General features: G+C 46.8%; 13 protein-coding genes. 7 read left to right on the top strand and 6 right to left on the bottom strand.

The annotated features are described in order from the left end of the window. Positions 1-2: 2 nt before the first annotated feature. A complete protein-coding gene (locus tag NST94_RS28395) occupies positions 3-977 on the bottom strand; it encodes an aldo/keto reductase (RefSeq protein WP_339281497.1) in 975 nt (324 codons plus the stop codon). 36 nt (positions 978-1,013) lie between these two features. Then, on the bottom strand, positions 1,014-1,922 hold the full coding sequence (locus NST94_RS28390; protein WP_339281496.1) for a LysR family transcriptional regulator: 909 nt from the start codon (positions 1,920-1,922) through the stop codon (positions 1,014-1,016). Between the two features lie 61 nt (positions 1,923-1,983). On the opposite strand from NST94_RS28390, the gene NST94_RS28385 reads away from it, so the two are divergent. Then, positions 1,984-2,874, top strand: a complete 891-nt coding sequence (locus NST94_RS28385; protein ID WP_076305815.1) for a DMT family transporter — start codon at positions 1,984-1,986, stop codon at positions 2,872-2,874. Positions 2,875-2,960: 86 nt separating this feature from the next. Here the strand turns inward: NST94_RS28385 and NST94_RS28380 are convergent, their stop codons facing one another. After that, positions 2,961-4,061 carry an FUSC family protein gene (locus NST94_RS28380; protein ID WP_052097383.1) on the bottom strand — a complete coding sequence of 367 codons (1,101 nt, stop codon included), beginning with the start codon at positions 4,059-4,061 and terminating at the stop codon, positions 2,961-2,963. A gap of 309 nt (positions 4,062-4,370) precedes the next feature. On the opposite strand from NST94_RS28380, the gene NST94_RS28375 reads away from it, so the two are divergent. From NST94_RS28375 to NST94_RS28350, 6 genes are all read left to right on the top strand, one after another. Beyond that, positions 4,371-5,480 (top strand): ABC transporter ATP-binding protein, encoded by a 1,110-nt coding sequence (locus NST94_RS28375; protein ID WP_036682445.1) that lies wholly within the window; start codon positions 4,371-4,373, stop codon positions 5,478-5,480. Further along, complete coding sequence (locus tag NST94_RS28370; RefSeq protein WP_036682096.1) at positions 5,470-6,282, top strand: ABC transporter permease; 813 nt, start codon at positions 5,470-5,472, stop codon at positions 6,280-6,282. Before NST94_RS28375 ends, NST94_RS28370 begins: the two co-directional genes overlap by 11 nt. Then, positions 6,272-7,105, top strand: coding sequence for an ABC transporter permease (locus tag NST94_RS28365; RefSeq protein ID WP_076099717.1), 834 nt, complete (start codon positions 6,272-6,274; stop codon positions 7,103-7,105). The genes NST94_RS28370 and NST94_RS28365 overlap by 11 nt, the downstream gene beginning before the upstream one ends. Then, positions 7,102-8,175 carry an ABC transporter substrate-binding protein gene (locus NST94_RS28360; RefSeq protein ID WP_076132686.1) on the top strand — a complete coding sequence of 358 codons (1,074 nt, stop codon included), beginning with the start codon at positions 7,102-7,104 and terminating at the stop codon, positions 8,173-8,175. The genes NST94_RS28365 and NST94_RS28360 overlap by 4 nt, the downstream gene beginning before the upstream one ends. A 181-nt stretch (positions 8,176-8,356) precedes the next feature. Beyond that, positions 8,357-9,031 (top strand): response regulator transcription factor, encoded by a 675-nt coding sequence (locus NST94_RS28355; RefSeq protein WP_038573732.1) that lies wholly within the window; start codon positions 8,357-8,359, stop codon positions 9,029-9,031. Beyond that, positions 9,028-10,392: a HAMP domain-containing sensor histidine kinase gene (locus tag NST94_RS28350; protein ID WP_038573730.1), complete on the top strand. Its 1,365-nt coding sequence runs from the start codon at positions 9,028-9,030 to the stop codon at positions 10,390-10,392. Before NST94_RS28355 ends, NST94_RS28350 begins: the two co-directional genes overlap by 4 nt. Before the next feature lie 206 nt (positions 10,393-10,598). On the opposite strand, the gene NST94_RS28345 is transcribed toward NST94_RS28350, so the two are convergent. The 3 genes from NST94_RS28345 to NST94_RS28335 all read right to left on the bottom strand — a co-directional run bounded on the left by NST94_RS28345 (position 10,599) and on the right by NST94_RS28335 (position 13,124). Further along, a complete protein-coding gene (locus NST94_RS28345; protein WP_076181960.1) occupies positions 10,599-11,420 on the bottom strand; it encodes a class I SAM-dependent methyltransferase in 822 nt (273 codons plus the stop codon). Positions 11,421-11,577: 157 nt separating this feature from the next. Beyond that, entirely contained in the window at positions 11,578-12,429 is an 852-nt protein-coding gene (locus NST94_RS28340; protein ID WP_076181962.1) for a 1,4-dihydroxy-6-naphthoate synthase, read from the bottom strand. Continuing rightward, a complete protein-coding gene (locus NST94_RS28335) occupies positions 12,429-13,124 on the bottom strand; it encodes a futalosine hydrolase (protein ID WP_339281495.1) in 696 nt (231 codons plus the stop codon). Before NST94_RS28335 ends, NST94_RS28340 begins: the two co-directional genes overlap by 1 nt. Positions 13,125-13,223: the final 99 nt, after the last annotated feature.

The following is a 13,223-nucleotide window of genomic DNA, read 5'->3' as shown; positions in this document are numbered from 1 at the left end:
CTCTATGGGAGCCGGTAAAAAGCGAACGGTTCGCCATAACGGAAGGAATCACTGGCTTCATCCAGCTTGGCCGAAGTTTCTTCATTAAGTACAAGCGAGGTACTAAGCAAATTTTGTTCCAGCTGTTCCACACGTGTAGCCCCGACAATAACCGTCGAGACGGCAGGCCGATTCATAAGCCAAGCTAAGGAGAGCGCAGTAGATGAGGTTTCCATTTCCTCAGCAATTTGGCTCACTTGGCTTCCGAGCTTGATCCGGTCAGCATCAAGGAATCTTTTGAAATTAGGATCGGTATCTGCTCTGGACCCCGATGGCGCTGAGTCGCTTGTATTATATTTGCCTGTGAGAATCCCGCCAGCTAGTGGAAAGTATGGAATGATCCCTACACCTTGATCCAGGCAGAGCGAAAGAAGCTCATTCTCCGGTGTCCGGTCTGCTAAGGAGTAGCTGCACTGAATTGAAATGTACTTGGTGAAGTAGCGTGTTTCACTAATCCCAATCGCCTTCATTAATTGCCATGCTGTATAGTTGGAGGCCCCGATATAGCGGACTTTCCCCGAGGATACCATATCGTCCAAGGTTCGTAAGGTTTCTTCAAGCGGCGTATAGGGATCAAAGGTATGAATCTGGTATAGATCGATATAGTCCGTCTTAAGACGGCGAAGGCTATCTTCAAGCTCCTGCAGCAAATGGCGACGGGAGGAGCCGCTGCCGTTAGGACCCTCATTTTTGACTAAACCTGCTTTAGTTGCGAGAACAGCCTCATGTCTCCTACCTTCCAAGGCCAGACCGATGATTCGCTCGGATTCTGAGCCAGCGTAAATATTAGCAGTGTCTATGAAATTAATTCCCTGATCAAGCGCAGCATGTACAATCTGAATGGAGGTCTCTTGATCCGCACGTTTGCCGAAAGCGTTCGTTCCCAGTCCTAATGCGGATACCTGTAATCCGCTATTTCCTAGTCTTTTAAAGTTCATCCTCAGCACTCCTTATCATCTATTAATTAATCCATTTTATTTTTGAGTGAAAAGATCCAGCGCTGTCTCAATGAAGAGCTTTACAGCAATTGAAGTGTCGGCAAGCGAGCTGACCGCAATTTGGATATCTCTATAAGCATCCGGCTGCAGCTCACGGGTAACCACATTTGGAGGCAGAGATAACAAGGACAGTTCAGACATCACGCCGATCGCCAGTCCCTCATGAACCATATTAAGAGCTGTTGCAAAGTTATTAACCACATATTTTACATTCAGATGGCTATTACTTCTGCGGAATAGCTCTACAACAGGCGGTTCATATCCTGCTTTGCAAATCAACATGGGCTCGTTCGCTAATTCCTGCACACATACAATGGATCGCTTTTGCAGGGGATGGTCATCTCTAAAAACGGCAAACAATTTCTCTCTATATAATGGAATGGTTTCGAAATCTGCACTGGGAGCGAGCAATAAGCCAACATCAATTTCTTTTGAATCCAGCCATTCTCTGACTTCAGCGATAGAACCCTCCTGTAAGCTAATTGTAATATTTGGATATCTTTTAGTGATAGAGCTAATAATCTTCGGTAGAAAATGAGCCGCTGCCACAGGGAAAGCTCCAATGCGGATACTTCCTTTTTCAAGACCTCTCTCCGCGTAAATCTCCTGATTGACCTTATCAAAGCCCATTAGAATTTCACGGAAAATAACAAGAATACGTTTGCCGATATCCGTAAGCATCAGGCCATTACGCCGGTCTCGAAGCAAGAGCTTCACGTCTAATTCGGCTTCGAGGGACGAGATCGCCCGGCTGACCGCAGGCTGTGTCATATTCAGTTCTACACCAGCTTTAGTAAAGCTGCCGCTTTCGGCGATTTTGACGAATAAACGAATTTGAGTATTGTTCATAACAAATATGATATGCCCCTTATGATTATTATTCATTTCATTTATGCTCTTGTTTATTGTATCATTTGTGATGAATCTACACCAAGGAAGTGAACAAATGAATCAGCAGAAGAAAAGTATGATCCTTCTTATTTTTTTGGTGATTGTATGGGGCATTAATTGGCCTATATCCAAAATCGCCTTAGACTATGCTCCACCTCTATTATTTGCAGGTATTCGAACCGTCGTAGGCGGTATTATTCTGATTCTAATTGCACTGCCCAAGGTGAAGGAGCTTCGCTTCAAGCAGCTCTGGCCGATCTATCTGATCTCGGCGGTACTTAGTATTGTGTTCTATTATGGATTTCAGACAATTGGCTTGCAGTATGTTCCGGCGGGATTGTTCTCATCGATTGTATTTTTGCAGCCTGTATTGCTAGGTGTTTTTTCTTGGCTGTGGTTAGGTGAGAGCATGTACGGGCTTAAAATGGCTGGTTTGCTGCTTGGTTTTCTCGGGGTAGCCTCTCTTAGTATCGGCGGAATTAATGGGAGTATCTCCATATGGGGAATTGTGTTGGCTCTAGCCAGTGCCCTAAGCTGGGCATTAGGGACAATATATATGAAACGGAATGCTGTACGTGTGGATATGCTGTGGATGACGGCTATGCAAATCACGATCGGTGGCATCATTCTGCTACTTTCGGGATCAGCTACGGAGAGATGGTCGGATATCACCTGGAGTGGAACCTTTATTGTGGATACCTTGTTTATCGCAATCTTTGTTATTGCTCTGGGCTGGCTAATTTATTTCAAGCTGATTAACGAAGGAGAAGCAGGAAAAGTAGGTTCATTCACCTTCTTGATTCCCCTGATCTCGATAGCAACCAGCGTAGTTTTTTTGAAAGAGCAGATTACCATAAACCTTGTGATCGGATTATTGCTGATTGTCAGCAGTATTGTACTGGTAAATGTGAAGATAGGGCGTGCTGCCAAACAATCAGTCAGTTAAATTTGTTGGATGGTTGTAGTAACCAATCGTGCTAAAGGGCATTATGTCTAATAGGGATTGAACATAAAAAAAGGACACTCCCAAGCTTAGAGCTTCTGGGAGAGTCCTTTTTTAATTAAGCGTATAGCGCGTGTGATTTCAGCTGTTGAAGGCCGAGCTGCAACTACGTAAGTAGCAGAACTAGCACGTTCCACTTCTTCGAGTACCCGGTTTAAGTGACTGAAGAGCGCTCCTAGATCACGAACAGATGACAGTGAGCACCGTCCTTGCAGTTCAGAGAAGCTGGCCGCCTGCAAGTCGCGGGCACGATGCAGACAATCTGTAAGTGAACGTTGGCATTCAGCCTTGGATAAGGTCTTGGTACCATAAACAGCTATACAATCGGCTGTTGCCTCCAGCACTTCCAGCATCCAGTCAGAATTGGCATGATGTGCTGGCAGCAAGCAAATATCGTCGGCAATTTCTTTAACATAGGAATGAATGGTCTTTAGATGTGCTGTGGCTTGTATAAGTCCCTTTAGATCACCACGACACTGATAGTGAGCAATGGTATAGAACATTTCCTTCTGTTGTTGATTGCTGGCAGACAGCAGTTTACCTGCTTGCTCCAGCATATTATTATCCTTTGATGAATCTCTTCTTATGCCTACGAGACCTTTTAAAGCATCCGAAAGTAGAAGGCTTCCATCGAGTGCCAATGCTTTTACCTTGACGAACCTGTTCGGTGGAACGATAATCATATTGATGATCAAGGCAATGAGCACACCAATAAAGGTTTCGGCGACTCTCCACAGCACGTAATCATTGTGATAAAAGGTAAGGGCCAGAACCGAGGTTACCCCCACCTGCGAAACCGCTTGGATATTCATCCGACAGGCTGTGGCAATTCCAATCCCGATGAGCAGAATTAGCAGAATGGAAAATGCACCTACATCGAAGAATTGGCCTACAATCAGGCTGACAATTCCGCCGATAATAATGCCGATCAGGCGGTAGATTCCTTTTTCAAGTGAAGCCTTCACACTGGCTTGAGTAATTAGAATGGCTGCAAGCGGTGCAAAGTATAAATATTGGTCACCATATAAACTGTGTACGGCTACCCAGGATAGTGATGCGGCAAGCGTAATTCGTATCATGTAAAGCGAGAATCCATATTTTTCAAGGCGGTCTAGTAACCCCTCGTTCATTATCATTCATCTTCTTTCGCAAAAATAAGAAAACCACACTGGCTTTTCAGTTCGTTTTCATTATAGCACCTCAAAAAGGGCAGGGAAGACTGGACTTTTTACAAACTTGTTAAGTTTATGCTTAGCATTTAACAATGTAAGCTATCGCATATAATGGTACAATCTAATATGCTATATCTATTGGGGCGTCGAAGAAGAGGGAAAATTGTCGCTTATTAGCGCTGAGCATACTCATTTCGATTGTTCTCCGCAAGATGCGGGTAAAATAGTATTGTATTACTAAGGTAAGGGAGGTTGTTAGCTATAGCTATTCAGGAAGGTACCATCATTTCATTTGAAGAAGTTACTAAGCAATATGACGACGAAGATCCGGTGTTAAAAGGAGTCAGCTTTGAGATAGAGCGCGGCAAATTCTATACACTACTTGGTCCATCTGGCTGTGGTAAAACGACTATTCTTCGATTGATCGCCGGGTTCGCTGAGCCAACGAGCGGTTCTATCTATTTAAATGGAAAAGTAATTAACCACATTCCCGCCAATGAGCGGCAGGTCAATACGGTATTTCAGGATTACGCATTGTTTCCACACCTGAACGTATTCGAGAATGTGGCTTTCGGACTGCGTATTAAGAAGCTTAAGAAGGACGTTATCACAAAGAAGGTACAGGAAGCGCTAAGCTTCGTTAACCTTGTGGGTTATGAGCAGCGTGCGATTAACGAAATGTCCGGCGGTCAGCGCCAGCGGGTTGCTATTGCCCGGGCGATTGTGAATGAGCCACAGGTTCTATTGCTGGACGAGCCTCTATCGGCGCTAGATCTCAAGCTGCGCACGGAGATGCAGTACATACTGCGGGAAATGCAGCAGCGGTTAGGCATTACCTTCATTTTTGTAACTCATGACCAGGAAGAGGCACTCGCGATGTCCGACTGGATTTTTGTCATGAATAAAGGAAAAATCGAGCAAAGCGGCACCCCTAACGATATTTATGATGAGCCGATTAACCGTTTTGTGGCGGATTTTATTGGCGAATCGAACATTGTGCCGGGAGTTATGATCGAGGATTATCTGGTGGAGTTTAACGGCCGCCGCTTCGAATGTTTCGATGCCGGGCTGAAACCGAATGAATCCGTAGAGATTGTTATTCGTCCTGAGGATTTGGAAATTTCTACGCTGGAACAGGGTAAACTACGTGTGCGGGTTGATTCCCAGCTGTTCCGGGGCGTGCATTATGAAATCAGCTGTTATGATGAATCCGGGCATGAATGGCTTGTGCATTCTACACGTAAGGCGACTGTAGGCAGTGAAATTGGCCTTTATTTTGATCCGGAAGCGATTCATGTTATGCGTTTCGGTGAAACGGAGGAAGAATTCGACAGACGTCTGGAAGCTTATGGCGAGGTGGAGAGTCATGAAGAATAAGGGCAAATCGTACTATCTCATCCCTTATTACCTCTGGATCGCATTGTTTGTAATTGCCCCGGTAGTGCTTGTCATCTATTATTCGTTATTTGATTTGGATGGCCATATTACTCTGGATAATTACGTCAGTTTCTTCACCCCTGTATATTTAAAAATGACGCTGACCTCGTTCTGGTACGCGTTTCTGATTACAGCATTCTCTTTGCTAGTTGCCTATCCGGCGGCTTATCTGCTGACGAGAACCAAACATAAGCAGCTGTGGTTATTGCTGATTATTTTGCCGACATGGATTAATTTGCTGCTAAAAACCTACGCTTTTATAGGGATATTCGGTACATTTGGTCCGATCAATAATTTCTTTGATCTGCTTGGAATCGGAGAACAGCAAATTCTGTTTACGGGCTTCAGTTTTGTATTTGTATCTGTCTATATTTTTATTCCGTTTATGATCCTGCCGATATACAGCGCTTTGGAGGATTTGAATTTATCCTTGCTGGATGCGGCACGTGATTTAGGGGCTTCGGGCTGGACCACGTTTAGACGTGTTATTTTTCCGCTGACCATTTCGGGAGTACGCTCAGGCTGTATGGCAGTATTCATACCTGCGCTGTCCCTGTTTATGATCACCCGTCTGATTGCAGGCAACAGGGTCATTACGCTGGGCACCGCAATCGAGCAGCATTTCCTGGTCACTCAGGACTGGGGCATGGGTTCTACAGTTGCAGTGTTTCTGATTGCCATTATGGCGCTGTTTATGATTATCACAGGCGGATCGCGGAAAGGGGCGCGGAATGAGAAATAAAAATGGATTCTCTAACCTCTACCTAGTTCTGGTGTTCATTGTTCTGTATGCACCTATCTTCTATTTAATGTACTATTCGTTCAACAGTGGGGGGACGATGCATAAGTTCGAGGGCTTCACGCTGGATTACTACCGTGAGGTGGTCCAAGATAAGCGCCTGATCATCATCGTAATCAATACGCTTGTGATCGCGCTGCTATCCTCGGCTATTGCGACCCTTATCGCTATTATTGGTGCGCTGGCCATTAAAAGTGTGCAGAATCGCCGCGCCAAGAACACCTTGCTGTCTCTGAATAACGTGCTGATCGTCAGTCCAGATGTCATTATTGGTGCTTCGTTCCTTATCCTGTTCACCATTGCTGGCATCAAGCTGGGTTTCGCGTCTGTTCTGCTCTCACACGTTGCATTCAGCGTACCGATTGCCGTATTGATGATTTTGCCGCATCTACAGGAAATGAGCCCTACATTAACGGATGCAGCCCGTGATCTTGGGGCAAGCCGTAAGGATGTGCTGACTAAAGTAATTTTGCCGATTATTAAACCAGGGATATTCAGCGGATTTTTTATGGCGCTTACGTATTCACTGGATGACTTTGCGGTTACGTTCTTCGTAACAGGCAACGGTTATTCGACGTTATCGGTTGAGATATACTCTAGAGCCCGGCAAGGGGTGTCGCTATCGATTAATGCGCTGTCGACAATGATCTTCCTGTTCACCATTCTGCTTGTGGTTGGTTATTACTTCCTGACCCTTAAGAAAAATCGTCATAACACAGCAGAAGCTGTGGCGGAGCCTGTTGCAGAAGCGGGGGTGCCTAGATGAAACAGCTGATAAATGCTTTTCTGGCGATCCTTATCACGGCATTTGCGCTCATGTACTTGGGATCTTGGATGAATTCGAGAGAGGGATATTCGGGTGGAAACACACTGACTATCTATAACTGGGGCGACTATGTCGATCCGGATCTATTGAAGGAATTTGAAAAAGAGACCGGCTTAACAGTCATTTATCAAACCTTCGATTCCAATGAAGCTATGTTGACCAAGGTTGAGCAGGGCGGAACTACCTTTGATGTTGTAATCCCTTCGGATTATGCCATTGCTAAGATGAAAGAAGAAGATCTGCTCATCCCGCTGGATCATAGTAAGATTTCGAATCTAAAGAATATTGATTCACGCTTTATGGACCTCTCGTTTGATCCGGGTAACAAATATTCTGTACCTTATTTCTGGGGGACCGTCGGGATTATTTTCAATCCGGAAATGACCAAGGGCATGGACTTCACCAGCTGGGATTCTCTCTGGGACAGCAGACTGCATAATAACATCTTCCTGGTAGACGGAGCCCGTGAAGTGATGGGCATGGCTTTGAACAGCCTGCATTATTCCGTTAATGACAAGGATGAGGCACATCTGCAGGAAGCACTGACTAAGCTCAACAAGTTGTCTCCTAACGTGAAGGCGATTGTCGGTGATGAGATCAAGATGCTGCTGGCAAATGAAGAAGCTGCGGTTGGGATTGTCTGGTCCGGCGATGCTTCCGAGATCATGGACGAGAATGATAAGCTGGATTATGTAGTGCCGGAAGAAGGCTCGAACAAATGGTTTGATAACATGGTTATTCCTCGGACAGCGAAAAATGTGGATGGAGCGCATCAGTTCATCAACTTCATGCTCCGCCCAGACGTTGCTGCTAAGAATGCAGAATATGTAGGTTATTCCACGCCTAACATTCCTGCGCTGGAGCTGCTTCCTGAGGAAACTTCTGAGGATACCCGTTTCTATCCACCAGCCGAAATTACGGACCGGCTTGAAGTATACGATAACCTTGGCAAACGGATGCTTGCTCATTATAATGAGCTGTTCCTAATGTTTAAGATGAATAAGAAGTAAGCTGACTAAAGCTAAAGCTAAAGCTAAAGCGAAACGACATTAAGAGCGTCTACATACGGGTAACCGTGTTAGACGCTCTTTTTCGGTTTGATCATCGTGTAGTCTCAAGACAACAGACAGTTTAGCCGAAAGTATAATATAGTATAATAGTAAGAATGGACAACAGGAAAAGAGGAAACGAATGCCTACTATACTGGTTGCTGACGACGATGCGAACATTCGCGAACTTGTCTGTTTATTTCTCCGCAACGACGGATTCGAAACAGTTGAAGCTGTGGATGGCAAGGAAGCGCTCGCCGTATATGCTGGAACACATGTCGATCTTGTCGTGCTGGATATTATGATGCCAAATATGGATGGTTGGATGCTTTGTAAGGAGCTCCGCAGAGCTAATCCTGATCTTCCATTACTTATATTGACTGCCAGAGGCGAAACCTGGGAGAAAGTGAAGGGCTTCGAATTAGGCACGGACGATTATTTAACTAAACCGTTCGATCCGTTAGAGCTGACGGTTCGTGTTAGGTCATTGCTGAAACGATATCGGATTGGCTCCACGCAGATGATCCAAATTGGCAATGTCATCCTTGATCGGCAGACCTATAAGGTGATGAAAGGTACGGAGTCATTTCCCTTACCCCTTAAGGAGTTCGAGTTGCTGTACAAGCTTGCTGGAACCCCTGGACAAGTATATACGCGCGAGCAGTTGATCGATCAAATTTGGGGAATTGATTATGCTGGAGATGATCGGACGATTGACGTGCATATCAAACGCCTGCGTGAACGGTTTGCGACTACTCCTGATTTTCGTATTGAGACGGTGCGTGGACTTGGCTACAGGCTTGAGGTGCATGAATGATCAGATCTATATATACACGCGTTGTTCTGACCTTCCTAGCCTCCGTAATCGGGGGCACAATCATTGCTTTGTTTGTGGCAACTTGGGTATTTGAAGACAAACTGAAAGAGAACATGCGAATTCCCTTATTGCATTTTGGACAGGATATAGTCAAAATTTACGAAACCTTTCCATTACGTGAAGCCAACTCTTTCGTAAGTGGAATGAAGCAGCTTGATTCCTACTATATCCGAATATTCGATGAAGCGGGTAAATTCCAATCTTACGGACTTAATGGGCACAAGCCGGTCCCTGTAACTATGGAAGAAATAAAAAAAGTTCTCGCAGGAGAAGTTTATCAACCTCATAACAGGAATACTTCTGCGCTTCTCCTAGGCTTGCAGTTGAGAACGGAAGACGGCACCAAAGCGATGTTTGTGGAGACGCTTAATCCCCCTTCCGTCACTGCCAGAAGGAATTTGATATTAAATTTCTTGCTCTATTCATTGATAGCTGGAAGCCTCTTGATTCTGGTAGCTGCAATGTTCTTAGTCAGACCGATCAAGAAGCTAACCAAAGCGACCAGAAGAATAGCAGCTGGTGATTTTAACGTCGAGCTGAATATTAAGCAAACCGGTGAGCTAGGTACCTTGGCTCGCAGCTTTGAAGAAATGATGCACGATCTGCAGCAGCTTGAGCAGATGCGTAAGGAGTTTGTATCCAATGTGTCGCATGAGGTCCAGTCTCCGCTCACCTCAATATCTGGGTATGCGATTGCGCTCAAGCGAGTAGATCTTGCAGAACAAGAGCGAAATCGTTATCTGGATATTATTATCGCTGAAGCAGAACGGATGTCTAAAATGAGTGACAGCCTGCTGAAGCTGAGTTTATTAGAATCGCAGTCCCAGCAGCTACGGCTAACTACATTCAATCTGGACGAACAGATAAGAAGAGTAATCGTAGCGATTCAGCCGCAATGGTCAGCTCGTAACATCAGCTTCGACCTTGATCTGAAGCCTATTATCCTACTGGCTGATTATGACCTGTTAAGTCAGGTATGGACCAATCTCCTTGGCAACAGCATCAAGTTTTCTAAGGATAACAGTGTAATTAACGTCAGCCTCAAACAAGATATCAACAACGTGACCGTTCGGGTAACAGACACTGGCATCGGGATTTCACTTGAGGATCAGCAACGTATATTTGAACGGTTCTTTAAGGCTGATCGATCCCACAGCCGTAAATATGGTGGCAGCGGGATGGGACTTGCCATTGTTAAACAGATCGTAACGCTTCATAAAGGGGATATCCGCGTGGAAAGCGAACCCGGCCAAGGAACGACCATCGTTGTCACCCTCCCAATTATAGCGCCGACAGAGTAATTAGCTTCCAGGCGGTGCCTTGCGAGGGCTTGAATGCACCCGCATTCTTCATAAAACATAAAGTGCGTAACCTGTTGCTGAAAGTATTAGGAGCAATAGTGATCGTGGAGAACCTCAGGGTTCATGGAAGAAGTTAAATAAAAAAGAAGAAAACGCTCCGAACTCCTCATATGAGGGGGCGGGGCGTTTTTGGTTGCGATCGAAGATTATTTGATGCCGATTCTCATTCGGTAGCTGATTAGAACCTCTAATGTTCTGCCTTTAAAATGCTGTTCAACTGCGGCGGTGTAATCGGCGATGTCTTGCTCAAGCAAGGTAGCGTCTAGTTTCATTACGGTTTGCACTCCCCCTTGACTTAGGGTTAAACCAATATATCGCTGGGCATCGCAGGACTCTAGGTTGTGGAATACGATTTCTCTGGCAAAAGAGAAGGCCCCACTAGCTTTGATCCGTGACAAATGACCTTCTTTGTCCCATTTATGTGCTCTCTCCTCATTAGGTAAAAGCGAAGCCAGCAATTCTTCTGTTTTGGAGATCAGCTGGTTGTATCGTTCTTCTACATTTTGCTGAAGAGATAAAGGCCAATCGCAATCGTAGGCGGCAAAGACTCCGCCTTTTTTTAAGACCCGGGAGATTTCTTGCAGTGTACTTTCAGGATCCATCCAGTGGAATGATTGCGAGCAGGTAACTATGTCTACACTATCTGATGCAAGCGGAAGCTGGTTAGAGTAGCCTTGCACAAAAGTAATTGATTGGGGTTCTTCTAATCTGCTAAGTTTATCGATTGCTTTTCCCAACATATCTGGATTGGGTTCGATACCGATTACGCGTTCTGCGACATCGTTCCAGAGAAAAGTAGACAAACCCGTACCGCAGCCTATATCTGCGACGAGTGAAGGGGTGGTACCTAGGTAATCTGTTAGCAATTTGATAATCATCTCAGGGGCTTCGGGACGGTAGCGGTCATATTCATTTTGAAAGCCCAAAAAGCGGTCGATGTTTTGTTTGCTGTTTTTTTCAGGTATCATGTGATCCTCCCTCATAGATCATGTTTATAGGTCTATTGTATAATCACTGGTTCGATAAGCCAAATAATGTCTGGCTGGAAGGCTACGCAGAATAAATAAAATCCCCGGAGAACACCTTATAGGTGTGGCCGGGGATTGTTAAACTATCTGGTAAATGCTAAAGAAGCAGTGCTGGATCGATTGCAGGCACAAGTCCTTCTGCCGCAGCACGATTAAGCAGGGCAGAGATTGCGGCATAGCCGTCATCACCCAGATTCATCGAGAAGTCATTCACGTAGAGATCGATGTGGGATTTAGCCACTTCAGGAGCCAACTCTTGAGCATGGCTAAGCACATAGTCTCTGGAATCCGTTGGATGATCCCACGCATACTGAAGAGAGCTGCGAATCCAGCTGGTGATAGCATCGGCATCTAAATCACGGCGGGCAATGATAGCGCCGAGAGGAATGGGCAGTCCGGTATCGCTTTCCCACCAGCTGCCTAGATCAGTCAGCATATTAAGACCATAAGAGGCGTAAGTGAAGCGGGCTTCGTGAATTACCAGCCCTGCATCGATATGGCCATCCCGTACGGCAGGCATAATCTCATCGAAAGGCATTACGACTATTTCGCCGATGCCTCCAGTTACATTTTGTGCTGCCCATAATCGGAAAAGCAAATAAGCCGTAGAGCGTTCGCTAGGTACAGCAATCCGGCGTCCGGCTAGCTTTTCTGGGCGTTTGACCGCATGGGGTCCACTTGCTGTAAGCAGCAGCGGGCCGCAGCCGCGTCCTAAAGCACCGCCGCATGGCAGCAGTTTGTACCGCTCCAGAACCCAAGGCAGAGCAGCGTAGGAGATTTTGAGGACTTCTGGTCCTTCTCCGTCAGCAGCCAGCGTATTGGTAATATCAATGTCGGCATAGGTTACATTCAGCTTAGGTGCATTCGGGACAAGCCCGTGCGCCCAGGCATGAAATACAAAGGTATCGTTAGGGCAAGGGGAAAAAGCGATATTAAGCTCAGTTGTCATTACAGCACCTCCAGTAATATAGCGGCTGCCGCCGTTAATGCTTCCATTGCATCACCGATCTTCCAAGCGGCCCGGTCGCGGGGACCGACCGGGTTCGAGATGGCGCGGAGCTCCAGTACCGGGAGCCCCAGCGCCTGGGCGGCCACGGCGACTCCGTGGCCTTCCATCGCTTCCGCGACGGCATGGGGATGCCGCGCGAGATGGGCGGCGGCCGTCTCCGCGGTGCCGGTCGCCGTCGAGACCGTAAGCACGATGCCCGTGCTTACGGGTAACCCGGCCGCAGCCAGCGCGGCCGAAACCGCTTGCACCGTGCCGCGGTCAGCCGGCACGGACACGCTACCGAAGTCGAGCTCGGCAGCGCTGCGGAAGCCCTCCGGCGTCTCGGCCCCGAGGTCGGCGGCAATCATCTCGCTGGCTACAACCAGCGAGCCTAAAGGCGCCAGCACCGGGAATCCGCCGCCGATCCCGACGCTCAATACGCAGCCGTAAGTACCGGCTGCGAGTGCCGCGGCGGTTCCCGCCGCCGCCGCTGCCGGCCCAGCGCCGGCAGCGATAACATGGAACCTGTCGCTGCCTTGCAGGCCGCGCAGGACCGCGTCACGCTCCGCGTCTACGGCTGTCACGATCAGCACGCGTCGTGCTCCAGCCTGCCCCTCCATAGCTTCTTCGGTAGGGGTTGGATTGAACGAACTCATCAGGTCGCCTCCTTTAGGGTATTGAAATCGCTTACTAAAGAGTCATTCGTAAAGACAAGAATACGCCCTTTTATAGGTCAGGTCAAACTTGGGGTGATT

The sequence above is a fragment of the Paenibacillus sp. FSL H8-0282 genome (assembly GCF_037963825.1).
In the GTDB taxonomy this organism is placed as follows: Bacteria; Bacillota; Bacilli; order Paenibacillales; family Paenibacillaceae; genus Paenibacillus_AQ; species Paenibacillus_AQ odorifer.
This window is presented reverse-complemented; position numbering and strand designations above follow the sequence as displayed.

What these genes read in the sequence shown, in the direction of transcription:
- NST94_RS28395 (WP_339281497.1), bottom strand. Translation starts at nt 977, where the DNA reads ATGAACTTTAAAAGACTAGGAAATAGCGGATTACAGGTATCCGCATTA.
- NST94_RS28390 (WP_339281496.1), bottom strand. Translation starts at nt 1,922, where the DNA reads ATGAATAATAATCATAAGGGGCATATCATATTTGTTATGAACAATACT.
- NST94_RS28385 (WP_076305815.1), top strand. Translation starts at nt 1,984, where the DNA reads ATGAATCAGCAGAAGAAAAGTATGATCCTTCTTATTTTTTTGGTGATT.
- NST94_RS28380 (WP_052097383.1), bottom strand. Translation starts at nt 4,061, where the DNA reads ATGAACGAGGGGTTACTAGACCGCCTTGAAAAATATGGATTCTCGCTT.
- NST94_RS28370 (WP_036682096.1), top strand. Translation starts at nt 5,470, where the DNA reads ATGAAGAATAAGGGCAAATCGTACTATCTCATCCCTTATTACCTCTGG.
- NST94_RS28365 (WP_076099717.1), top strand. Translation starts at nt 6,272, where the DNA reads ATGAGAAATAAAAATGGATTCTCTAACCTCTACCTAGTTCTGGTGTTC.
- NST94_RS28360 (WP_076132686.1), top strand. Translation starts at nt 7,102, where the DNA reads ATGAAACAGCTGATAAATGCTTTTCTGGCGATCCTTATCACGGCATTT.
- NST94_RS28355 (WP_038573732.1), top strand. Translation starts at nt 8,357, where the DNA reads ATGCCTACTATACTGGTTGCTGACGACGATGCGAACATTCGCGAACTT.
- NST94_RS28350 (WP_038573730.1), top strand. Translation starts at nt 9,028, where the DNA reads ATGATCAGATCTATATATACACGCGTTGTTCTGACCTTCCTAGCCTCC.
- NST94_RS28345 (WP_076181960.1), bottom strand. Translation starts at nt 11,420, where the DNA reads ATGATACCTGAAAAAAACAGCAAACAAAACATCGACCGCTTTTTGGGC.
- NST94_RS28340 (WP_076181962.1), bottom strand. Translation starts at nt 12,429, where the DNA reads ATGACAACTGAGCTTAATATCGCTTTTTCCCCTTGCCCTAACGATACC.
- NST94_RS28335 (WP_339281495.1), bottom strand. Translation starts at nt 13,124, where the DNA reads ATGAGTTCGTTCAATCCAACCCCTACCGAAGAAGCTATGGAGGGGCAG.